The sequence below is a fragment of the Amycolatopsis sp. NPDC001319 genome, assembly GCF_042896185.1.
Classification (GTDB): Bacteria; Actinomycetota; Actinomycetes; order Mycobacteriales; family Pseudonocardiaceae; genus Amycolatopsis.
Genome location: NZ_JBIAWY010000010.1, coordinates 401,079 through 421,814 on the forward strand (window position 1 = coordinate 401,079; position 20,736 = coordinate 421,814).

Here is a 20,736-nt window from a genome sequence, read left to right on the forward strand (position 1 = left end):
CGCCGGCGCGCAGCGAGCAGAACAACAGCGGTGGACGACGAAGTGTCCTTTCGCGACTTCGAGGTTTTCCTCGCGTTCGCCGGGAACGAGCGCTTCGTCCGTGCAGTCGACGAGCTCGGCGTCAACGACGGTGCAGCAACATCCGCGCGCTGGAGCGCAAGCTGGGGTCGACCTCGTGGAACAGCACGGGCGCCACGTCCGGCTGACCGACACCGGCCGCGTGCTTGAGCGCGGTGTTGCGCAGGCGGGCCGAGGCGATCGTCACCACGCACGCCGCTTCCGGCGGTCCGCGGCAGGTGCTGTGGAACGCGCACACGTTCTCCCTCTGGCTCGGCTTCGTGCCGGAGGTGCTGGCGGGTCTCCTCGAATGCCACCCCGACCTGCGGTTCCGCTGCTACCAGAGCTGCGCGATGGACGCGGTCACCCGCCTGCGCGGTGACGCCGATGCTCGGCTCCGCCGCACCCGACGTGGTGGCGCTGCCGCTGTTCACCGAACCCCTGGTGTTCGCGGTGCCGATCGGGGATCCGCTGACCAGGCACTAAGTGGTGCACCTGCGGGAAACGAAGGATCGGTCGTTCGTTGCGTCGGACGCGAGCAGCCGCGGGAACCTGTGCCCGGGTTCGTGCCGCGCGTGTCGGTGGAGGGCAGTCACCCGTTCGTCGTCGAGTCGATGGCCGGTGCCGAGCCGGATGGCCGATCACCACCATCCGCTCGTCGTGCGGATCCCGATCGCGACGGGTGTCACCGCACGATTTTCCTGGCGCACCACAGAAAATCCGCTGTTTCGCCGATGGTGCGGGCGCGCGCGGGGGAACGGCTGATCGTTGCGATTTTCGCAACGGACCGGCGCGCGGTTGTCGTTGTTCTCGGCGGGCGGCGTTGAAATGATCTTCGGATGGCTTCCGACTCGACCCGGCTCTTCTGCGCGCACGCGCGGAAAGCGGCCGAAGCGCCGCTGCCCGCCGCGGTGGCCCGGGCCGCGCGGCGCAGTCTGCTCAACGTCCTCGGCGCGGCGATCGGCGCGGCCCGCACCCCGGCGGTCGAGGCGGTGCTCGCGACCGCCGCCGAGCTCGGGGCCACCGGCGCCGTCCCGGTCCCCGGCCGCGGCGAACGGCTCGATCCCGAGTGGGCCGCGATCGTCACCGGCACGGCCGGGCACCTCGACGACTTCGACGACACCCACCTGCACACCGTGATCCACCCCGGCGCCACCGCGCTCGCCGCCGTGCTGGCGCTCGCACCCGAAACCGCTCCCGACGGCGCCACGGCGCTCACCGCGTTCGCCCTCGGGTGCGAGGCGCAGCTGCGGATCGGGGTCGCCATCTCGCCCAGCCACTACGACCGCGGCTGGCACATCACGGGCACGTGCGGCGTGTTCGGTGCGGCCGTCGCCGCCGGCCACCTGCTCGGCCTCGACGCGACGCGGCTCGGCCACGCCCTCGGCATCGCGGCGACGGGCACGCTCGGCCAGCGCGAGGCCTTCGGCTCCATGACGAAACCGTTGCACGCGGGGAAAGCCGCGGCCACGGGGGTGCTCGCGGCGCGCCTGGCGTCCGCCGGCCTGGCCGCGCCCGACGATCCGCTCGGCCCGGGCGGCGTGCTGCCGGTGTTCGCGCAGCCGCGTTACGAACAGCTGCGGCGCGCGTGGACCGGCGCGTGGGAGCTGGAGCGCAACACGTTCAAGCCCTACCCGTGCGGGATCGTGGCGCACCCGGCGATCGACGCTGCCGTCGCCGCGTCCGCGCTGATCGGGGAGCCGCGGTCGATCACGGCCGTCGAGATCCGGTGCCACCCGCTGGTGCCCGAGCTGATGGGCCGTGCGCAGCCCGTCGACGGCCTGCAGGCGCGCTTCAGCGCCCGGCACGCGGCGGCCGTCGGCCTGCTCGACGGCGAGGCCGGGCTGCGCCAGTTCTCCGACGAGCGCGCGGCCGCCGCCGACGTGGCCCGGCTGCGCGAGCTGACGAACCTCGTGCCGGTCGCCGAGTGCCCGCGGGACTCGGCGACGGTGCGCGTCGAACGGGAAGGGGAGGATCCGGTGGAGGTCCACGTCGAGCACGCGCGCGGCAGCGAGGCCCGGCCGCTCACCGACGAGGAGCTGTTCAGGAAGGTCGACCGCCTGGTCGAACCGGTGCTCGGCCCCGGCGCGGCCCGCGAACTGGCGGCGGCCGTCGACGGGCTCGCCACCGCGCCCGGGCTCGGCGCGCTGCTGGGCGCGGTGGTCGCGTGACCGAGGAGATCCTGGCCCTCGTCCACGCCCCGGTGGCCGACTCCCCGGAGGCCGCCATCGCGCTCGCCCTCGTCCGGGCGGCCGAACCCGCCGACGTCGTGCGCGAGGCACTGGGCCCAGCCGCCGACCGGTCCACCGGCCGCGCCCGCCTGTTCGGCACGGCGGCCGCGAAACTGCACCTCGAGTGGGCCGCGGTGGTCGCCGCAGTCGCCGCACTCGACGGCGCGCCCGACGCCGTCGTCGCCGGCTACGCGGTCGCCCGCGCCGTGGCCGACGGCCTCGGCCCCGACCACACCCGCTCCGGCTGGTGCCTCGAAACCACGGCGGGCACCGTCGCCGCGGCCGCCGCGGCGGCCCGCGTCCTCGACCTGCGCGGCCCGGCCCTGCGCCACACCATCGGCATCGCGGCCACGCAGGCCTCCGGCCTCGCCGCCCTCACAGGCACGCCCCTCGGCGCGGCCCAGCTCGGGCACGCCGCCGCCACGGGCGTGGAGGCCGCTTTACTGGCCCGCAACGGTGTCACGGCGGCTGACGACCCGTTGTCGGGGCGGCGGGGGCTGTTCGCGCTGATGCGGTCGACTGGCGAGTCCTGACCCGGGCGGCGTGGGGCGGTTCGCACTGCGGCGGCTGCAACTTCGGAAGAGGCTCCGCTGGGCGGAACGTGGTCACTGCCGCGAGGATTCGTTGTCTGGACCCCGGAGTTGTTCGTCTTGATGCGGCCGTCGGGTGGGTGTTGACGTCAGCGGCGCGAGGGGTCTGAGGCAGTCGGGGTCCGCTGGGCGTGCAAGCGTCGAGATCACTGTGCTGTGAACAAGTGGTGTCGTCGCAGTCAGGACCGTTGTCGGGCCGTCGGGATGTCGTCCAGGCCGGCGGGGCGTCGTCAGCGTCCAACATCGTTCACACCGGCCGAAGCCCCTGCGGTGCCACCACTCCGAGGCGGCCGGCAGATGAGTACTGAGTGGACAGTCAGCAACCGGCAGGTGTACCCCTGACTCCCCGTAACCGGGGGTGGCATTAGGGGTATTGCGTAACCCCGCCACCCACCCCTAGCGTGGCCGCGAACGTAGCTTCGGATCCTGGGGGGTCTCATGTCGGTGCGTCGTCGGGTTCTGGTTGCGTCGCGGGCGGTTGTGGCCGCCGCGGTGCTCATAGCGGGAGCGGTGGTCGCGTCGCCGCCGGCGTTGGCGGCGACGGCGCCGACGGATCTGCCCACAAGTCAGTACACGCTCACCGCGGACTATCACCAGTTCGACAGCGTGAACGCGGCACTGGTCTCGACCTTGGGGACCGCCGCCGTGCACACGGTGATGGACAACGCGAACCACGACCGGACGGCGCTGCCGTCGTCGGTTTCGGTGGCGGGGCTGGCCGACGGGTTCCGGTTCGACAGCGCGGACAACTCCGACTGCGCCAACTACCCGCAGGGCATCACGACCAGCCGCGACGCCGTGGGTACCGCGAACAGCGGCAACTACGACGGCCACCAGCTCGTGCTCGTCAGCTGGTACACCAAGGACGGCTGCGACGGCGCGCAGGCCCGCAGCCGCATCACGCTCGTCGACTGGGACGCCACCTACCCCAACAAGTACCGCAAGATCCTGCTCGTCGAGCCGACCGGCACGGCGTCGGCGCCGGACTTCAAGGACATCCCGATCCACGCCGGGGGCGTGTCCTGGTACGGCGACTACCTGTACGTCGCCGACACCGGCCACGGCATGCGCGTGTTCGACTTGCGCAAGATCCTCAAGACGAACACCGGCGGCACGGCCGGCCAGATCGGGCACCAGACCGGCAGCACCTACTACGCCCACAACTACGCCTACGTGCTCCCACAGGTCGGCACGATCACGTCGAAGACCACGTCGGGCACCAACCTCGCGTGGTCGTCGATCTCGCTCGACCGCGTGAGCAAGTCGATCGTGATGGCGGAGTACACCTGCCAGTCCGGCTGCACCGCGTACCCGAACCGCGCGCCGCGCGCGATCCGGTTCCCGTTCGCCGCGGGCGCGACGACGTTCGCCGCCACGACCACGGCGAGCGAGGCGCTGCAGCTGCCCTGGTACAACCTCAACGGCGTCGCCTCGCACAACAACCGCTGGTGGTTCAACTCCTCGGGCCAGAAGAAGCTCTACTACTGGACCCCGGCCACCGGCCCGGCGACGCACACGTGGATCTCCAGCGGCGAAAGCCTGTCGTACTGGGAAGACGCGACCAATGCCGATCTACTGTGGACACTCCAGGAAGGCGCGGGCAACCGCAACGTGTTCGCGGTGACGCAGGCGACCTACGGCGCCTGACCGATCAGTCGCGGGCGGCTTCCTCGATCGCGGTGGCGAGCCGGTCCGGTGCGGTGAACATGACCTCGTGGCTGCCGCGCAGCTGCACGAGGCGGTACAGCCCGAGCCGGCCCGACATCCGCGGGTGCCAGCCCCATTCGCCGGGCGGCAGGGCGGTGTCCTCGGTGGCGTTGATGTAGCTCTTGGGGATGTCGCTCGCGTAGAACCGCGTGAGGTCGAGCTTGTCCAGGAACGGCTGGTAAGGCTCGGTGGACAGCTCCCGGTGCGTCGACGCGGCGAGCTCGGCGTCGGCGTCCTGGATGAAGGCCTCGCGCCACAGCGGGAAGGGCATGGCGACCGAGTTGTCGTCGCTGGCGGCGGCGGTCTGCGCGAACATCTCGCGGTAGTGGGGCGGGAGCTCGTCGTTGAGGCTGTTGCCCGGCGCGGGTACGAACGCGTTCCAGAAGATCAGCCGTTTGAGCCGCTCGGGGATTTCCTCGGCGACGCGGGCGATCACCGTGCCGCCGAAGCTGTGCCCGAGCAGGACGACGTCGTGCAGGTCGGCGGCGGTGATGGCGTCGACGATCGACTGCGTGCAGTCGTTGTGGTCGACGTTCTTGGGCACGCCGTTGCCGTGACCCGCGACGGTCGGGGTGTGCACTTCGTGGCCGCGGTCGCGCAGGTGCTTCGCGACGGGTTCCCAGAGCGGGCCGTCGTGCCAGGAACCGTGGACGAGGACGAGAGTGGCCATGGCGTCTTCCCTTCGCAGGCGGTGATGCGGTGGCGGGCAAGGTAGCCGTGTTGCCGGGCCGCGGCTGTCCGGAATCCGCGGCCTGGCCGGAACGCGCGGGGCTCAGGCGCGGTGCAGGTCGTCGGACGGGGTGGTGCCGAACGTCCGGCGGTAGTCGGCGGCGAAGCGCCCGAGGTTGCCGAAACCCCAGCGGGTGGCGACTTCGGCCACGGATTTCGCGGCGCCGGCCAGGAGTTCCGCGTGCACGCGTTCGAGGCGGACCTGCCGCAGCCGGGCCGTCGGGGACGTGCCGAGCTGCTCGCGGAAGTGGTCCTGCAGGGTGCGCGGGGCGACGTCGGCCGCGGCGGCGATGTCGAGCAGGCCAACGGCCGCGCCGGAGTGGGCGTCGATGTACTCGCAGGCCCGGCGGACGACGTCGGCCGCGGTGCCCTGCCGGCGGCTCGGGGCGGCGCCGCCGAACGAGTCCAGCGCCGCGACGGCGACGAGCTGCGCCACCGACGTGCCGAACGGCGCTTTCAGCAGACCGTGGGGAAGCACCTCTCGGACGACGAACCGGGTGACCGCGTCCCACGGCCGCGGGTCGAGTGCTCGGCCGGTGCGGATGTCGGCGGCCCGGCCCGACGCGGCAGCCGCGCGGGCGAGCAGCTTGCCGGGGAGCTTCACGGTGAGCAGCCGGCAGCCGGGGCCGAACGCCAGCGCGTGGGCGGACCGCGCGTCGAGGGCGACGGTCTGTCCGGTGGCGACACGGGTGTCCTCGCCGACGGTGAGCTCGCCGGCGAGCGGACGGGAGAACAGCACGAAGTCGCCGAACGGCACGGGATCGACCTGCACGGGATCGCCGCCGTAGGAGAGGGAGAAGACGCCGAGCTCGTCGCCGGACGCTTCGGCGTGGCGGGCGTGGAACGCCGGGCCGCGCGGGGAGAGGTCGTGGGGGCAGTAGGAGCCGGCCACCTGGGCGCGGGCCAGGTCGACGTCGCGGGTGTCCAGCCGGACGGTCATGCCCTCCATCGCGCCTCCGCTGCGTCGGATGGAGGGACACGCTACCCCGCCGGCGGGCTGGTGCGCAGCCCGCCGGCGGGCGGTGGTCAGCCCAAATGAGAGCTGATCACCTGGTAGTCGTTGCCCACGTTGGTGTACACGCCGGGGAACCCTTCGCGCGCGCAGCCCTGGCCCCAGGACACGATGCCGGCCAGCTTGCCGTCCACGTAGGCCGGGCCGCCGGAGTCGCCCTGGCACGAGTCCTTGCCGCCTTCCGGCACGCCCGCGCAGAACATCGACGCCTTGTCGAAGTTGTCCCCGATCTTCTGGTACGCCGCGGCGCAGGTGTCGTTGTCCGCCACCGGCACGGTGACCTTCAGCAGCCCGTCCGAGACGTCGCCGTTCTCCGACGTGGTGCCCCAGCCGACCACGGTGACGTCGGAGCCAGTCCGGTAGGCCGGGTCGTCGGCGGACTGCACCAGCGTGGCGGGCTTGAAGGAGAGGTTCTTGTCCAGCGTCAGCACGGAGTTGTCGTGCTGCATGCCGGACATGGTGAAGTCAGGGTTCTGCCAGACCTCCGTGACGCCCGCCTTCTCGCCCGTGGTGTCGGAGAAGTTGGTCTGCCCGCCGATGATCTCCATCTGGGCGGGTTTCACGCCGTCGGTGCAGTGCGCCGCCGTCAGCACCTTGTTGGGCGCCACCAGGCTGCCCGCGCAGTGCTGCGCGCCACCCACGTTGAAGATCACCGTGGCCGGGAACTCGTCGATCGTGGTGGGCGTCCCGCCCACGATCAACGGCTCCTGCCCGGCCGACGCCGCGGGCGCCCCCGCCGCGGCCACCACGCCCGCCGCCACCACCCCGGCCAGCGCGGCCACCACGCGCCTCACGTCTGCCCTCATTCGCCATCTCCCTTTGAGGACCTGCAGGATCTTGCCCCTGAGCAGACCAGAGAGCGCCGGGCGCGGGTTAGCTACGAAAGTCTTGACCTGAAAGTTCGCAGAGATGGTTGGTTTTTGTCTGACTCAGCTGTCGGTCACTTCCACCCAGTGCCGCCTGCATCGTGACCACCCACAGCAGGTGTTCGGCCGCCTTTTGTATCGCGGTCGGCCGCGGACGGAGAGGGGATCGGGAAGCCGGGACGGCGTTCGCCAGGTGGTCGCCCGAGTGGCTCCGACAAGACACGAATCGCGCCGGGGGTCCCGGGTGTCCACAGAGGACGGTGCGCGCGGGGTCAGGTTCCGGGTCCTTTCGGGTCGTTCGGACCGGATGTGCGGGGGTTCGTCTTTGAGATCAACTCATGCCCAACGGGACCGTGGAAGACCGCGACGGCGTTGCCGTGCTGACCTACACCCGCCCGCCCCGAACTACCTCGACTTCGCGTCGATCGCGGAGCTCGGCGACCGGCTGGAGGAGCTCGGCGAGCGCTCCGGCGAGGTTACGCGGCGAAGCGCGTGCTGGTGCGGAGCGCCGAGCTGTCGCTGGACGAGGGCCCGGCCCTGCGGCTCGACGAGTTCCGCAAGATCACCGGCAACAGCCCCGAGCTGCTCGCCCGCATCGACCAGATCCTCGCGGGTAACTGATCCCGCTCAGGCGAGCGCGCTGACCAACGACCGTGCCGGGTCGCCGATCGCCGCCGGGTCCACCGTGGCGACGCGGTCAGCGATCCGGTGCCCGAGCTCATCGGTGGTGGCACCCATGTCCGGGCCCGCCAGGGCGGGGAGCTCGGCGAGCACGGACGCGGCGGCGGCCTCCAGCGCGAGCGCCGCGTCGCGCTCGCCGAGGGTGGCGAGGCAGAGCGCGGCCGACAGCACGGCCGCGGCCGGGTTCGCCCAGCCGCGGCCGGCGATGTCGGGCGCGGAGCCGTGCACGGGCTCGAACATGCTCGGCGCGCTGCCGGTCGGGTTGTGGTTGGCGCTCGCGGCCACGCCGAGTCCACCTTGGACGGTGGCGCCGAGGTCGCTGATGATGTCGCCGAAGAGGTTGTCGGTCACCACCACGTCGAAGCGGCCCGGGTTCGTCGGCAGGTGCAGGCACATCGCGTCGGCGTGCACGTAGTCGTGCTCCACGTCGGGGTGGCGCGTGGCGACCTCGTCGACGACGTCCTGCCACAGCTGCCCGGCGTGCACGAGGATGTTCGTCTTGTGGCACAACGTCACGCGCCGCCGGCGCCGCTCCGCGAGCCGGAACGCGAACTCGACGATCTCCCTCGTCGCCGCCACGGTGGTCACCGAGTTCTGCAGCGCCACGGCGTGCGGGGTGCCGGCGTGGGTGGTCGAACCGCCGCCGGCGTAGAGGCCTTCGGTGTTCTCGCGCAGCACCACGAGGTCGCAGTTCTCCGGCGTCACGCCCTTCACCGGGCTTTCCACACCGGGGTAGAGGCGCACCGGCCGGACGTTCACCGACTGCCGGAACGCCACCCGCAGCGCCACGATCAGGCCGCGTTCCAGGATGCCGGGCGCGACGCGCGGGTCGCCGACCGCGCCGAGCAGGATCGCGTCGTGCTCGCGCAGCTTCTCCACGGCCGGCTCGTCGAGGACCACGCCGGTGCGCAGGTAGTGCTCGGCGCCGAGGTCGAACTCCGTGGTCTCCACGGCGAACCCGAACTTCCCGGCCGCCGCGTGCACGGCGGTGAGGGCGGCCGCGGTCACGTCGGGGCCGATGCCGTCGCCGCCGATCACGGCCAGGTGGTGCTTGCGCATGCGCGTCTCCTCTTCGACTGAGGCTTGAGGCTCGAGACCTGAGGGCGGGGCGGGCTACTCCGAGCGGACCGACGCGTCGAGCAGCTCCAGCCGGCGCCGGTCCTCGGCCGACAGGCTCCGCCCGTACACGGCCGCGAGACTGTGGCGCGACAGCGACGCGGCGGTCTCGGCGTCGCCGCGCTCGATCGCGTCGTAGACCTCTTGGTGCGTGCGCACGAACTCCGCCCGCACCTCGTCGGTCTCGGTCGAAGAGTCCACAGTGTCGCGAACGAGGTCCACTATGGCCTCTTCGATCACGTCGTTGATGATGTCCATCAGCGCGTTGCCCGCCGCCTTGCGGATCGCGGCGTGGAACTGCGCGTCGGCGCGCGCGAACGCCTCGGTTTCGCCGCTGCCGACCTCGGCCATGAGCCGGATCGCCTCGGCCATCTCGTCGAGGTGTTCCTGCGTGCGCAGGTGCGCGGCGAGGAAGTTGGCCGTGGAGCCGGTCATCATGCGGTACTGCACGAGGTCGACGAGCGAGATCTGCTCGACCTTCACCGCGCCGTTGAGCATCCGCGAGATGCCCTCGGTCATCGACGCCGACACCCGCGGTCCCTTGTGGCTGCCGGGACTGGTCTTGATCAGCCCCATGTTCTCCAGGATGCGCAGCGCTTCCCGGACCGTGGACCGGCCGACGGAGAACTGCTCGACCAGCGCGCGCTCCGAAGGCAGGTAGTCGCCGGCTTTGAACTGGCCCCCGTAGATGGCGGCCTCGATCTGGGCGACGACCGATTCGAAGGCCCGGCCCTTGGTGACGGGGGTGAACATTCCGCAATCCTCTCGTGCCCACCCGCGTGAGGTCGACGGGGGCGAGCCGGTCGGAGGGAACGTCTTGACCCCGCCCGGGCGCCGATGAATGATGGCTCCCGTCAACCTAGCATCTGGTCTGACCAGATGCTAGGAAGCTCGGATGGCACTCCCACGACGATGCGGAGGTGCGCATGCCCGCCACCACTCGGAGCCGGGCCGCGGACGTGACCACGGCGGACGCCCGGCCGGAAGCCGACGTCGTGCTCGCCATGCGCGGCGTCACGGTCGACTACGGCGCCACCCGCGTGCTGCACGAAGTCGACTTGTCGGTGCGGCGCGGCGAGCTGATCGCGTTGCTCGGGCCCAGCGGGTCGGGCAAGACGACGATGATCCGCACGATCGCCGGGTTCGCCGAGCCGGCCGCGGGACGGCTGCTGCTGCACGGGCGCGACCTCGCCGGCGTGCCGGTGCACCGCCGCAACATCGGCCTGGTCTTCCAGAGCTACGCGCTGTTCCCGCACCTGTCGGTCGCGGACAACATCGCGTATCCGCTGAAGGTGCAGAAGAAAGGCCGCGCCGCCATCAAGGCGCGCGTGGCCGAGCTGGTCGAGCTCGTGCAGCTGGCCGGGCACGCGGGCAAACGCCCGGTGCGCCTGTCCGGCGGGCAGCAGCAACGCGTCGCTCTGGCCCGGGCGCTGGCGATGGACCCCGAGCTGCTGCTGCTCGACGAGCCGCTGTCGAACCTCGACGCCAATCTGCGCCGCGAGGTGGGCGAGGAGATCCGGCGGCTGCAGCAACGCACCGGGACGACGACGATCATGGTCACGCACGACCGCCAGGAGGCCTTCGGCATGGCCGACCGGATGGCCGTGCTGCGCGAAGGCCGGATCGAGCAGCTCGCCACCCCGCGCGAGGTGTACCGGCGTCCGGTCAACGCGTTCATGGCGGGCTTCGCCGGCGAAGCGAACCTGCTGGCGGGCACCGTGACCGCGGCCGGTCCGGCAACCGGATCCACCACGGTCACCACGGCCGCGGGCGTGCTGGTCACCGGCGACGAAGCCGCTCCGGGCGCGGACGTGATGGTGCTCGTGCGGCCCGAGGACGTGCGGATCGACGCACCGGCCCCGGCCGGACCCGGCGTGCTGCCCGCGACGATCGCCGAGAGCTTCTACTACGGCAGCTCGCTCGTCGTGCAGGCCGACGCCGCCGGAACCCGGATCCAGGCACTCGTCACCGGCACGGCGAGCACACGGTTCGAGGCAGGACAACAGGTTTCGCTGCGCATAGCCGCGCACGACGCCGTGCTCCTGCCCGACGGGGCCGGCGCATGACCGCCACGCTCACCCAGCCGGCCGCGCCGCCGCGCGCCGCCGGGAAAGCCCGGAAAACGCCGTCCCGCCGGGTCTTGCTGCTCCTGCTGCCGATGCTGGTGATCTTCGCTGTCGGGTTCGCGGTGCCGCTCTACTTCGTGATCCGGTTCTCGCTCGAGCACTTCGACGCCGCCGGCGGGCAGACGTGGGGCTTCACCTTCGAGCAGTTCCTCACGATCTTCACCACGCCGTTGTACGGCAACCTGATCCTGCGCACGCTCGGCCTCGCGCTCGCGACCACCGTGATCTCCGCGCTGATCGGGTATCCGCTCGCGCTGGCGATCACGCGCGGCCCGCGGCGGCTGCGCGGCCCGCTGATGGCCGTGGTGACGATCCCGATGCTCACCAGCGTCGTCGTGAAGACGTTCGGCTGGCAGGTGCTGCTCGGCAGCGACGGGTTCCTGCAGCGCGCGCTCGACGCCGTCGGGCTGTCGTCGGTGAAGCTGCTGAACACGCCGGCGGGCGTGGTGGTCGGGCTCGTGCACACGTACTTCCCGTTCATGGTCATCAGTCTCGTCGCCGCGTTGTCGGCGCTGGACCGCCGCACGGAGGAAGCCGCCGCGGCCCTGGGTTCGCCGCCGGGGCAGGTGTTCCGGCGCGTGACGTTCCCGCAGTCGCTCGACGGGCTGGCCGCCGGGTCGGCGCTGACGTTCGTGACGAGCATGAGCGCGCTCATCACGCCGCAGATGCTGGGCGGCGGCAAGGTGTCCACGATCGTCACGGTGATCTACCAGCAGGCCACGACGGCGCAGAACTGGCCGCTCGCTTCGGCTTTGGGTGTCGTGCTGCTGGTGATCACCTTCGTGATCCTGTCCCTGCAGACCTGGGCGGTGCGTCGTGCGACGCGCGGGTGAGCGCGGGTGGGCGGGCAGGATCCTGTTCGGTGTGGTGATCGCCGTGATCGTGGTCTTCGCCCTCGCGCCGCTGGCCGTCGCGATCGGTTCGTCGGTCACCGAGACCGGGTACCTCACGTTCCCGCCGCAGGGCTTCACGCTCAAGTGGTTCGCGGCCGCCGCGGACGATCCGAAGTTCCTCGAGGCGTTGTGGACCAGCCTGGAGCTCGCGGCCACGACCACGGTGCTCAGCGTCGTGGCGGGCGTGCTCGCGAGCTACGCGATCGTGCGCCGGCCCGGCGTGGTCACCGGCGCGCTGGAACAGGTGCTGCTGTCGCCGATCCTGCTGCCCGCGGTGGTGCTGGGGCTGGGCATCCTGTTCGCGCTGTCGTTGTCGGGCTGGCTCGGGACCTTCCCCGGCGGCCTGCTGGCGCACGTGATCATCGCGTCGCCCTTCGTCACGCGGTCGGTGCTGGCCGGGCTGCGGCGCCTCGATCCGGCGCTGGAGGAGGCTTCGCGTTCGCTCGGGGCCGGTGCGCTGCGCACGTTCGGCCGGATCGTGCTGCCGTCGCTGCGCGGCGCGATCGTGGGCGGCGCGGTGTTCGCGTTCGTCATCTCGTTCGACGAAGCGGTGGTCACGCTGTTCCTCACCGGCAGCGGGTTCACGACGCTGCCGATCACGATCTTCACCTACGTCCAGTACTCGAACAACCCGACGATCGCCGCGGTCTCGACCGTGATCGTGCTGGTCTCCGCGCTGCTCGTCGGGCTCGTGACGCGAGGGGGCACCCAGGATGAGCGCTGAGGGCACGCGGCCGGCGGCGGTGGTGACCGGGTCGTCGTCCGGCATCGGCCGGGCCTGCGCGGTCGAGCTGGCGGGGTGCGGCTGGGACGTCGTCGTCCACGGGCTCGGAGCCGACGCGGGGCTGGCCGAGACGATCGAGCTGGTCGGCGCCGAAGGCGGTACGGCCGTGCCGGTCGCGGGCGACATGCGGGAGCCGTCGGTGGCGGAAGCGTTGGTGAGCAACGCTGTCGAGCGGTTCGGCCGCCTCGACGGGGTGGTCAGCAACGCCGGCACCGGGCTCACCAAAGCGTTCGGCGAGCTCGGTGACGACGACTGGGCCACGCTGCTGGAAACGCACCTGCTCGGCGCGACGCGGCTGCTGCGGGCCGCGCACCCGCACCTCGTGGCCGCGCGCGGCGCCGTGGTGACGATGTCGAGCCTCGCCGCCGGCCGGGCGCTGACCGGCCGCGCCGGCTACGGCGCGACGAAAGCCGCGCTCGAAGGGCTGACCAGACAGCTGGCCGCCGAGTGGGCGCCCGACGGCGTGCGCGTGAACGCGATCGCGCCCGGCACGATCCTGACTCCCTTGGTGCGCACCAACTTCGCCCGCGGGCTGCTCGACGAGGGCCAGGTGCTGCAGCGCACGCCGCTGGGCCGGCTCGGCGAGCCCCGCGAAATCGCCACCGCCGCGCGGTTCCTGCTCTCGCGCGACGCGTCCTACATCACCGGCCAGACGCTGTCCGTCGACGGCGGCTGGTCCATCTGGGGAGGATGGTCATGATTCCCGAACGAGCGCTCGAGCTCCGCAACGCCGTCGTCGACGGAGTGCTCTCCGCCGGCGAGGTCCTCGACGAGACGCTGGCCGGCATCGGGAAGACCGACCCGTCGCTGCACGCGTTCCTCACCGTCGACGAGGAACACGCGCGCGAGCAGGTCCGCGAGCTCGACCGCCGCCGTGCCGCGGGCGAGGAACCCGGGCCGCTGTGGGGAGTGCCGTTCTCCGTCAAGGACGTGTTCGACACCCGCGGCGTGCGCACGACGTACGGCTCACGCGTCTACGACCACCACGTGCCCGACCACGACGCCGAGCTGGTGCACCGGATCCGCCGAGCCGGCGGGATCCTCGTCGGGAAGACGAACACGCCCGAGTTCGCGATCTACATCCGCACGGTCAACGACCTGCAGCCCGAAACGCGCAACCCGTGGGACCCGGCCTGCACCACGGGCGGGTCGAGCGGGGGAGCGGCGGCGTCGATCGCGGCCGGGCTGACCACGATCGCCGTGGGCAGCGACGGCGGTGGCTCGATCCGCGTGCCCGCCGCGCTGTGCGGCTGCGTCGGCCTGATGCCCTCGCGCGGTGCGCTGCCCCGCACCGGCGGCCGCATCGGCACGCGCCGGTTCTCCGCGGGCGGTCCGATCACGCTCGACGCCCGCGACGCGCACGTGCTCCACCAGGTGATGGCCGGACCGTACGCCGGCGACGGGCTCAGCCGCGGCCTGCTGCCGACCGGCATCCGGCAGCCGGCCGGGATCCCGGCGACCCCGCGCGTGCGGTGGATCGGCGACAGCGGCGTACCCGGCGCGGACGGCGAAGTCGTGGCCACGGCGTACGAAGCCGCCGCCGGGTTCGCGCGCGAATGCGGCGGCCGGCTCGACGAAACGGTGGCCACCCTGGACTCGCCGCGGTTCAGCGAGGCGTTCTACGACATGATGCAGGCCGACCGGTTCTCCACCGGCGGCGAGGAGATCTTCCGCGACGAGAAGGCCAACGCGCTGCTGACCGACTACGGCCGCCACCAGTTCGCGCGCGGCTCGGCCGTCACCGGCGCCGCGTACTCGGCCGCGGTCGAAACCCAGCTGAAGGCCGTGGAGCACCTGGAACGCCTGCTCGACGGCGTGGACGTGGTGGCCACGCCGACCGTGCCGTTCACCGCGCCGCGGATCCCCGACGGGGATCTCGAGCTGCCGGAGGACGCGCGGCGCGGGTTCGTGGCCTTCACGTTCCTGCTGAACTACACCGGTTTCCCGGCGGTGACGGTGCCGTGCGGCACCGTCCGGTCGATGCCCGCCGGGCTGCAGCTGATCGGGCGGCCCGGTTCGGAGGACGTGCTGATGTCCTACGCCGCGACGTTCCAGGACCGCGTGTTCCGCCTGCCGCCCGTGCCCGCCCTGTCCACGTCGCGTTAGGAGCGCCGCCGATGCCCACTCCCGTTCTGCTGACCTTCGACCTCGACGCCGAGCTGCTGTGGACCGCGCGCGACCCGGCGGGTGCGGAAAAGCCGGTCTGGCTCTCGCAAGGCCACTACGGGCCGAAGGTCGGCCTGCCGCGGATCCTGGCGCTGCTCAAGCGGTACGAGCTCACGGCGACGTTTTTCGTGCCCGGACTCGTGGTCGAGCGGTACCCGGCGCAGATCGAGGCCATCCTCGAAGCCGGGATCGTCATCGAGCACCACAGCTACACGCACGAGTGGTCGGACAAGCTGGGGCCCGAGGCCGAGCTGGAGGAGTTCCGGAAGGGCTGGGACGCGATCGTGAAGGCGACCGGGCGCGAGCCGCGCGGCTGGCGCTCGCCGGCGGGGGAGCTGACCGCGGATTCCGTGCGGTACATGGAACAGTTCGGGATGACGTTCTCGTCGAACCTCTTCGACGCCGACGCCGCGCACCTGCTGGCCGACCAGGGGCGCACGACCGCGATCGTCGAGCTGCCCTTCGCGTGGGTGCTCGACGACGCGCCGTTTTTCCTCTACAGCAACCGGTTGCCGGGCCGCACGATGGCGGCGCCCTCGGCCGTCGCGGAGTCGTGGACGCGCGAGTACGACGGGATTTCGCAGGAGGAGGGCACGCACTTCATGCTGGCCATGCACCCGCAGGTGATCGGGCGCCCGTCGCGGCTGTGGGCGTTGGAGGAGACGATCAAGCACATCCTGGCTGCCGGGACGGGCGAGTTCGTGTCCTGCGCGGACTACGCGGACCGCGTGCGGCCGGCGCTGCTCGCGGAAGCGGGGCTCGCGCCGTGACCGGGGTCGCCGTGGTCACCGGCGGCGCGAGCGGCATCGGCGCGGCAGTGGTGGACCTGCTGGCGGAGCGCGGCTTCTCGGTCGTCGTGGCCGATGTGGCGGCTTCGCCGCCCACGGATGTGTCCTCTTCGGACAGTGTCGCCGCGCTGGCCGGCCGGGTGGCCGCCGAGCACGGCCGGTGCGACGTGCTGGTGAACTGCGCGGGTGTGGTCGCCGTCGGCGACGTGCTCTCCGTGTCCGAAGCGGACTGGACGCGGGCCTTCGACGTGAACGTCACCGGCGTGTGGCGCACGGCGCGCGCGTTCATCCCGTTGATGCCCGAGGGCGGCGCGATCGTCAACGTCGCGTCGGCGGCCGCGTTGCGCGCGATCCCGGAGATGCCCGCCTACGTCGCGTCGAAAGCCGCGGTGGTCGGGCTGACGCGGGCGATGGCGATCGACCACGCGCCGCAGGGCATCCGCGTGAACTGCGTGTGCCCGGGCCTCGTCGACACCCCGCTCGCGCGCCACGCCCAGGAGCAGCGCGGCGGCGAGGCTCGCGCGGCCGTGCGGAACTTCGAACCGTACCTGGTGAAACGCACCGCCGAAGCGGCCGAGATCGCCGAGGCCGTGGTGCTGCTCGCCACCAACCGCTATGCCACCGGCGCAACGCTCGCGCTCGACGGCGGCCGTTCCCTGCACTGACTCCCCTCCCCACCGTGCCGACCAGCTAGGAGACACCATGCCGACCCTCGACCGCCGGGGCTTCCTCCGGCTCACCGGCGCCGCGGCGGGCGCCGCCGTGCTCACCGCCTGCGGCCCGAACATGGCGGGCAAACCCGGCTCGTCGGGTGGCGGACTGAAGATCAACAGCTTCGGCGGCACGTTCCAGAGCGCCGTGCAGAGCACCGTCGCCGACGCCTACACCACCAAGACCGGCGTCGGCGTCGACCTGATCACCGCGATCTCGAGCGACGCGCTGACCAAGATGCGCGCCGCGAACAACGCGTTCGACCTCGCCTACCTCGACCTGGCGCCGCTGTACCAGGCGAAAGCCGCCGGGCTGCTGCAGAAGCTCGACCGCGCGCAGCTGCCGTCGCTGTCGGAGCTGTACCCGCTGGCCGTGGACAAGGACGGCTACTGGGTCGCCGAGCTCGCGTCGATGACCGGCATCGTCTACCACACCGAGCGCGTGAAAACGCCGCCGAAGTCGTGGAAAGACCTGTGGGACCCGAAGTACCGCGGCAAGGTCGCGATCTCGAACGTCAGCGGCACCGCCGGTTACCACTTCCTCGCCATGGCCGCCCGGCTCAACGGCGGCAGCGAGACCGCCATCGACCCCGGTTTCGCCGCGATCGCGTCCTTGAAGCCGAGTCTCGCGGCCATCTACAGCACCCCCGACGAGATGAGCAAGCTGCTCACGAGCGGCGAGGCCGACATCGGCGTCTGGTACGCCGACCGCACGAGCGCCCTGAAGTCGAGCGGTGCGCCCGTCGCCTTCGTCCGGCCGCAGGAAGGCGCCACCGCCATCCTGTCCGCGATGTGCCTGCCCGCGGCCACCAGCCGCGCGAAGGACGCTCACGCATACCTGGACTTCCAGATCTCCTCGGCCGTCAACGGCAAGTTCGTGCAGGCGATCGCGGAGGGCCCGACGAACAGCAAGGTCACGCTGCCCCAGCAGTTCCTCAGCGCGAACTACGTGCCCTACGGCCAGCAGGAGATCTCATCGCTGATCCAGCTCGACAGCGAAGCCATCTCCAAGAACCTCTCGGCCTGGATCACGCGGTGGCAGCAGGAGATCGCGAGCTGAACCGCGCCCGAAACCAGCTCGTCCCGTCCGGCGCGCGGCCGTAGTTCGGAACGATGGGGCGGATTCCGGCGGCGGCACAGGCAGCGGTCGTGGGTGCTCCCGGCAGCGTCTCCTGGTGGCTGCCGGTCGCGGGCAGTGCCACCACCGTGCTCGGGTTCGTCATGGCGATGTCCGGCGCGTGACCACCCGGCTCGCGGCCGTCCGCCGGAAACGCGCCGGTCACTCCGCTTCGGCGGTGAACAGATACCGGTTGAGGCTGTAGAAGTACTCACCGTCCTCGGCGCGCTTGCGCAGGTCGGCCAGCCACGCGTCGGCTTCGGCCGCCGTGACCCCGCGGCGGCCGGCGACGAACTCGGCGACGATGTGCATCTGGGTCGCGCTGAAGGAATCCGGCGTCAGCTCGGGGTTCAGGATCGGGTGCACGTGGTGCCCGGTCACGCGGAAGCCCGCGCGCTTCAGCAGCGCGGGCAGCTCGCGCGGCAGGCGCGGGTGGGCGAGGTGCTCGTCCCACGCGTCGAGGATCCGGCGGTGCCGAGCGAGGTCGGAGGTATGCCACACGAGCGAGTCGGCGTCGGTGTCGAGGATCAGTGCGCGTCCGCCGGGCTTGAGCACGCGGCGCAGCTCGGCCAGGGCGGCCGGCACGTCGGGCACGTACTCGTAGACCTGCGTGGACACGGCCGCGTCGAACGTGTCGTCCGGGTAGGGCAACGCGGTCGCGTCGCCTTCGTCGAGCCGCACCCAGGGCAGGCCTTCGGCCCGCTTCGCGGCCAGGGCGTTCATCGCCGTGCTCGGGTCCAGCCCGTGCGCGGCGCCCGTCGCGCCCACCGCCCGCGCCATCGACTCCAGCAGGTACCCCGGCCCCGACCCGACGTCCAGCACCCGCTCGCCCGGCCGCGGCGCCAGCAAGGACAGCACCACGTTCCGCTGCGCCACGACGTCCGGGCTCGCGTACAGCCGGTCGGTGCGCTTCGCGCCTTCGTCGTCGAACTGCAGCATCGCCATGCGTCCGACCCTACGACGACCGCGGGTCCAGCGAGAACCCGAACGCGAAGATGACCAGGCCGATCCACTTCAACCGCGATTCGCGGCTCTCGCACATCGGTCGAACGACCGATGTCGAGCCGGGCCGGCCCGGCTACCTTCCCCGGCACCGTTGTCGATCGGGAGGAGAGCCGAGTGGACACGCTGGCGGTGGTGACCGGTGCGGCCGGCGGGCTCGGGGCCGGTTTCGCGGACCGCTTGGCCCGCGCGGGCGCGGCCGTCGTGCGCGCGGACCTGCGGTTCGACGGCACCGAGAAGGACCGGGTGCACCTCGACGTGACCGACCCCGCGTCGTGGGAGCGGCTGCGCGAGCACGTGCACGAGCACTTCGGGACGGTCGGGCTGCTGGTGAACAATGCGGGTGTCAGCGCGCGCGACGACCTGCTGTCGACCTCCGACGACGATTTCGCCCGCGTGCTGGCCGTGAACGCGTTCGGCCCGTGGCGCGGGATCAAGACTTTCGCCGACGACCTCGCCGCCACCCGGGGCGCGGTCGTGAACGTGGGGTCCATCTACGGCGTCACCACGCCGCCGGGCGGCGAGGGGACCGTGCCGTCGTCCGTGGCCTACCAGATGAGCAAGGCGGCGGTGCACCAGCTGACCAAGGTCGCCGCCGTGGAGCTCGCGGCGCGGGGGATCCGCGTGAACGCGGTGCTGCCCGGGGTGTTCCGGACGGCGCTGCTCGAAGACCTGCCGCCCGACGCGTTGCGCGCCCGCGTGGACGGTGCCCCGATGGCGCGCGCGGGTGAGCTCGGCGAGCTCGCCGACGTGCTCGCCTTCCTCGCCGGACCGGAGTCCTCGTTCGTCACGGGCGCGCTGGTGCCCGTCGACGGCGGGTACCTGGCGGCGTCCTGACCCTTCCCGAGGAGGAACCATGACCGTGCACCCCACGCACGCCGCCACGGAGGCGGACGCCCCGAGACTCCAGCTGAGGGCCGTCGTCTCGAGCAGCATCGGCAACCTGCTGGAGCAGTACGACAACCTCGTCTACGCGTACTCGGCCGTCTACCTGTCCGCGCAGTTCTTCGCCGGCGACTCGTTCTCGTCGCTGCTCTCGACGTTCGCCGTGTTCGCGGTCGGCTTCCTCGCCCGGCCCGTGGGCACCGTGGTGTTCGGCCACCTCGGCGACAAGGTCGGCCGCCGGCCGGCGCTGATCCTGAGCGTGATCCTCATGGGCGCCGCGACCGTGCTGGTCGGCCTGCTGCCCGGCTACGCGACGATCGGCCTCGCCGCCCCGATCCTGCTCGTGGTGCTGCGGCTGTTCCAGGGCTTCGCGGTCGCGGGCGAGTGGGCGGGGTCGGCGACGATGCTCGTCGAGTACGCGCCCCCGAAGGCCCGCGGCCGCTACGGCAGCCTCAACCAGGTCAGCACCGCCGCCGGTTTCCTCGTGGCCGCCGGGGTCGTCGCGCTCAACTCGCTGTTCTGGACCGAGCAGAGCATGAAGGACTTCGGGTGGCGCATCCCGTTCCTCGTCGGCGCGCTGACGGCTGTCGTGGCGCTCGTGCTGCGGTTCGGGCTCGAAGACACGCCGCTCTACCGCGCGGAGAAGGCCGCGGGCGAAGTGAGCGCGAGCCCGCTGCGGCTGGCGCTGCGCACGCAGAAATCGGCCATGGCGCTGGGGTTCTTCTTCACCGTGAGCTGGACCGTCGCGTACTTCTTCTTCCTCACCTACCTGCCGACGCACCTGAAAACGCAGGTGAAACTCGACTCCGGCACCGTCGAGGCGTCGAACCTCGTCGCGCTCGTGGTGCTGACCGTGGCCATCTGGTTCTTCGGTGCGCTGTCCGACCGGATCGGGCGCAAACCGTTGCTGCTCATCGGTTCCGGCGGCTTCATCGTGCTGACGTTCCCTGTGATGTGGCTGTTCCAGACCGGCAGCACGGCCGGCGCCTACCTCGGCCAGATCGTCATCGCGCTCGTCCTCGCCGCGTTCTCCGGGCCCGGGCCCGCGGCGCTGGCCGAGCTGTTTCCCACCAACGTCCGCTACTCGGCGCTGGGCATCGGCTACAACTTCTCCGTCATGGCCTTCGGCGGCACCGCCGGCTTCATCGCCACCGCGCTGATCGACGCCACCGGCAACGCGCTCGTGGTGGCCGCGCTCCCGACCGCCGCGGCGATCATCACGTTCGTGGCGGTCTGCCGGATGCCCGAGACCTACCGGACCGAGCTGAAATGAGCA

General features: G+C 71.8%; 22 protein-coding genes. 15 read left to right on the plus strand and 7 right to left on the minus strand.

The window, feature by feature from the left end:
- Window positions 1-121: 121 nt before the first annotated feature.
- Window positions 122-316 (minus strand): hypothetical protein, encoded by a 195-nt coding sequence (locus tag ACFY1H_RS35210; RefSeq protein ID WP_366578346.1) that lies wholly within the window; start codon window positions 314-316, stop codon window positions 122-124.
- 316 nt (window positions 317-632) lie between these two features.
- On the opposite strand from ACFY1H_RS35210, the gene ACFY1H_RS35215 reads away from it, so the two are divergent.
- From ACFY1H_RS35215 to ACFY1H_RS35230, 4 genes are all read left to right on the plus strand, one after another.
- On the plus strand, window positions 633-884 hold the full coding sequence (locus tag ACFY1H_RS35215) for a hypothetical protein (RefSeq protein WP_386953695.1): 252 nt from the start codon (window positions 633-635) through the stop codon (window positions 882-884).
- 12 nt (window positions 885-896) lie between these two features.
- Window positions 897-2,228 (plus strand): MmgE/PrpD family protein, encoded by a 1,332-nt coding sequence (locus tag ACFY1H_RS35220; RefSeq protein ID WP_386953698.1) that lies wholly within the window; start codon window positions 897-899, stop codon window positions 2,226-2,228.
- Window positions 2,225-2,821, plus strand: a complete 597-nt coding sequence (locus ACFY1H_RS35225) for an MmgE/PrpD family protein (protein ID WP_386953701.1) — start codon at window positions 2,225-2,227, stop codon at window positions 2,819-2,821. Before ACFY1H_RS35220 ends, ACFY1H_RS35225 begins: the two co-directional genes overlap by 4 nt.
- A gap of 567 nt (window positions 2,822-3,388) precedes the next feature.
- Window positions 3,389-4,525 (plus strand): hypothetical protein, encoded by a 1,137-nt coding sequence (locus tag ACFY1H_RS35230; protein ID WP_386953704.1) that lies wholly within the window; start codon window positions 3,389-3,391, stop codon window positions 4,523-4,525.
- Between the two features lie 4 nt (window positions 4,526-4,529).
- Here the strand turns inward: ACFY1H_RS35230 and ACFY1H_RS35235 are convergent, their stop codons facing one another.
- The 3 genes from ACFY1H_RS35235 to ACFY1H_RS35245 all read right to left on the minus strand — a co-directional run bounded on the left by ACFY1H_RS35235 (window position 4,530) and on the right by ACFY1H_RS35245 (window position 7,132).
- Window positions 4,530-5,255: an alpha/beta fold hydrolase gene (locus ACFY1H_RS35235; RefSeq protein WP_366578356.1), complete on the minus strand. Its 726-nt coding sequence runs from the start codon at window positions 5,253-5,255 to the stop codon at window positions 4,530-4,532.
- A gap of 102 nt (window positions 5,256-5,357) precedes the next feature.
- Window positions 5,358-6,263, minus strand: a complete 906-nt coding sequence (locus ACFY1H_RS35240; RefSeq protein WP_366578358.1) for an AraC family transcriptional regulator — start codon at window positions 6,261-6,263, stop codon at window positions 5,358-5,360.
- 77 nt (window positions 6,264-6,340) lie between these two features.
- Window positions 6,341-7,132, minus strand: a complete 792-nt coding sequence (locus tag ACFY1H_RS35245) for a serine protease (RefSeq protein WP_366578360.1) — start codon at window positions 7,130-7,132, stop codon at window positions 6,341-6,343.
- Window positions 7,133-7,684: 552 nt separating this feature from the next.
- Here ACFY1H_RS35245 and ACFY1H_RS35250 point away from each other — a divergent pair.
- Window positions 7,685-7,813: a hypothetical protein gene (locus ACFY1H_RS35250; RefSeq protein WP_366578362.1), complete on the plus strand. Its 129-nt coding sequence runs from the start codon at window positions 7,685-7,687 to the stop codon at window positions 7,811-7,813.
- Between the two features lie 6 nt (window positions 7,814-7,819).
- Here ACFY1H_RS35250 and ACFY1H_RS35255 read toward each other — a convergent pair whose 3' ends face one another.
- Entirely contained in the window at window positions 7,820-8,932 is a 1,113-nt protein-coding gene (locus tag ACFY1H_RS35255; protein WP_366578364.1) for a 3-isopropylmalate dehydrogenase, read from the minus strand.
- 54 nt (window positions 8,933-8,986) lie between these two features.
- Window positions 8,987-9,742 (minus strand): FadR/GntR family transcriptional regulator, encoded by a 756-nt coding sequence (locus tag ACFY1H_RS35260; RefSeq protein WP_386953709.1) that lies wholly within the window; start codon window positions 9,740-9,742, stop codon window positions 8,987-8,989.
- Between the two features lie 173 nt (window positions 9,743-9,915).
- On the opposite strand from ACFY1H_RS35260, the gene ACFY1H_RS35265 reads away from it, so the two are divergent.
- Genes ACFY1H_RS35265 through ACFY1H_RS35300 form a run of 8 tightly spaced genes read left to right on the plus strand, consistent with a single transcriptional unit; the run spans window position 9,916 to window position 17,516 of the window.
- Window positions 9,916-11,055: an ATP-binding cassette domain-containing protein gene (locus tag ACFY1H_RS35265; protein ID WP_386953712.1), complete on the plus strand. Its 1,140-nt coding sequence runs from the start codon at window positions 9,916-9,918 to the stop codon at window positions 11,053-11,055.
- Entirely contained in the window at window positions 11,052-11,948 is an 897-nt protein-coding gene (locus tag ACFY1H_RS35270) for an ABC transporter permease (protein WP_366578369.1), read from the plus strand. Before ACFY1H_RS35265 ends, ACFY1H_RS35270 begins: the two co-directional genes overlap by 4 nt.
- 31 nt (window positions 11,949-11,979) lie before the next feature.
- A complete protein-coding gene (locus ACFY1H_RS35275) occupies window positions 11,980-12,732 on the plus strand; it encodes an ABC transporter permease (protein WP_386953716.1) in 753 nt (250 codons plus the stop codon).
- Window positions 12,722-13,492 (plus strand): SDR family NAD(P)-dependent oxidoreductase, encoded by a 771-nt coding sequence (locus ACFY1H_RS35280; protein ID WP_386953719.1) that lies wholly within the window; start codon window positions 12,722-12,724, stop codon window positions 13,490-13,492. Before ACFY1H_RS35275 ends, ACFY1H_RS35280 begins: the two co-directional genes overlap by 11 nt.
- A complete protein-coding gene (locus ACFY1H_RS35285; protein ID WP_386953722.1) occupies window positions 13,489-14,898 on the plus strand; it encodes an amidase in 1,410 nt (469 codons plus the stop codon). The genes ACFY1H_RS35280 and ACFY1H_RS35285 overlap by 4 nt, the downstream gene beginning before the upstream one ends.
- Window positions 14,899-14,909: 11 nt before the next feature.
- On the plus strand, window positions 14,910-15,728 hold the full coding sequence (locus tag ACFY1H_RS35290; protein ID WP_386953725.1) for a polysaccharide deacetylase: 819 nt from the start codon (window positions 14,910-14,912) through the stop codon (window positions 15,726-15,728).
- A complete protein-coding gene (locus ACFY1H_RS35295) occupies window positions 15,725-16,411 on the plus strand; it encodes an SDR family NAD(P)-dependent oxidoreductase (RefSeq protein WP_386953727.1) in 687 nt (228 codons plus the stop codon). Before ACFY1H_RS35290 ends, ACFY1H_RS35295 begins: the two co-directional genes overlap by 4 nt.
- 37 nt (window positions 16,412-16,448) lie before the next feature.
- Complete coding sequence (locus tag ACFY1H_RS35300) at window positions 16,449-17,516, plus strand: ABC transporter substrate-binding protein (RefSeq protein ID WP_386953730.1); 1,068 nt, start codon at window positions 16,449-16,451, stop codon at window positions 17,514-17,516.
- A gap of 219 nt (window positions 17,517-17,735) precedes the next feature.
- Here ACFY1H_RS35300 and ACFY1H_RS35305 read toward each other — a convergent pair whose 3' ends face one another.
- Window positions 17,736-18,518, minus strand: a complete 783-nt coding sequence (locus tag ACFY1H_RS35305; protein ID WP_386953732.1) for a methyltransferase domain-containing protein — start codon at window positions 18,516-18,518, stop codon at window positions 17,736-17,738.
- 174 nt (window positions 18,519-18,692) lie between these two features.
- Between ACFY1H_RS35305 and ACFY1H_RS35310 the strand changes: the two genes are divergently transcribed.
- Together ACFY1H_RS35310 and ACFY1H_RS35315 are read left to right on the plus strand one after the other, a co-directional pair.
- Window positions 18,693-19,412: an SDR family oxidoreductase gene (locus ACFY1H_RS35310; protein WP_366578383.1), complete on the plus strand. Its 720-nt coding sequence runs from the start codon at window positions 18,693-18,695 to the stop codon at window positions 19,410-19,412.
- Window positions 19,413-19,431: 19 nt separating this feature from the next.
- Window positions 19,432-20,733, plus strand: a complete 1,302-nt coding sequence (locus tag ACFY1H_RS35315; protein ID WP_386953735.1) for an MFS transporter — start codon at window positions 19,432-19,434, stop codon at window positions 20,731-20,733.
- The last annotated feature ends 3 nt before the right edge of the window (window positions 20,734-20,736 follow it).

What these genes read in the sequence shown, in the direction of transcription:
- ACFY1H_RS35220 (WP_386953698.1), top strand. Translation starts at nt 897, where the DNA reads ATGGCTTCCGACTCGACCCGGCTCTTCTGCGCGCACGCGCGGAAAGCG.
- ACFY1H_RS35235 (WP_366578356.1), bottom strand. Translation starts at nt 5,255, where the DNA reads ATGGCCACTCTCGTCCTCGTCCACGGTTCCTGGCACGACGGCCCGCTC.
- ACFY1H_RS35240 (WP_366578358.1), bottom strand. Translation starts at nt 6,263, where the DNA reads ATGGAGGGCATGACCGTCCGGCTGGACACCCGCGACGTCGACCTGGCC.
- ACFY1H_RS35245 (WP_366578360.1), bottom strand. Translation starts at nt 7,132, where the DNA reads ATGAGGGCAGACGTGAGGCGCGTGGTGGCCGCGCTGGCCGGGGTGGTG.
- ACFY1H_RS35255 (WP_366578364.1), bottom strand. Translation starts at nt 8,932, where the DNA reads ATGCGCAAGCACCACCTGGCCGTGATCGGCGGCGACGGCATCGGCCCC.
- ACFY1H_RS35260 (WP_386953709.1), bottom strand. Translation starts at nt 9,742, where the DNA reads ATGTTCACCCCCGTCACCAAGGGCCGGGCCTTCGAATCGGTCGTCGCC.
- ACFY1H_RS35265 (WP_386953712.1), top strand. Translation starts at nt 9,916, where the DNA reads ATGCCCGCCACCACTCGGAGCCGGGCCGCGGACGTGACCACGGCGGAC.
- ACFY1H_RS35270 (WP_366578369.1), top strand. Translation starts at nt 11,052, where the DNA reads ATGACCGCCACGCTCACCCAGCCGGCCGCGCCGCCGCGCGCCGCCGGG.
- ACFY1H_RS35280 (WP_386953719.1), top strand. Translation starts at nt 12,722, where the DNA reads ATGAGCGCTGAGGGCACGCGGCCGGCGGCGGTGGTGACCGGGTCGTCG.
- ACFY1H_RS35285 (WP_386953722.1), top strand. Translation starts at nt 13,489, where the DNA reads ATGATTCCCGAACGAGCGCTCGAGCTCCGCAACGCCGTCGTCGACGGA.
- ACFY1H_RS35290 (WP_386953725.1), top strand. Translation starts at nt 14,910, where the DNA reads ATGCCCACTCCCGTTCTGCTGACCTTCGACCTCGACGCCGAGCTGCTG.
- ACFY1H_RS35300 (WP_386953730.1), top strand. Translation starts at nt 16,449, where the DNA reads ATGCCGACCCTCGACCGCCGGGGCTTCCTCCGGCTCACCGGCGCCGCG.
- ACFY1H_RS35305 (WP_386953732.1), bottom strand. Translation starts at nt 18,518, where the DNA reads ATGGCGATGCTGCAGTTCGACGACGAAGGCGCGAAGCGCACCGACCGG.
- ACFY1H_RS35315 (WP_386953735.1), top strand. Translation starts at nt 19,432, where the DNA reads ATGACCGTGCACCCCACGCACGCCGCCACGGAGGCGGACGCCCCGAGA.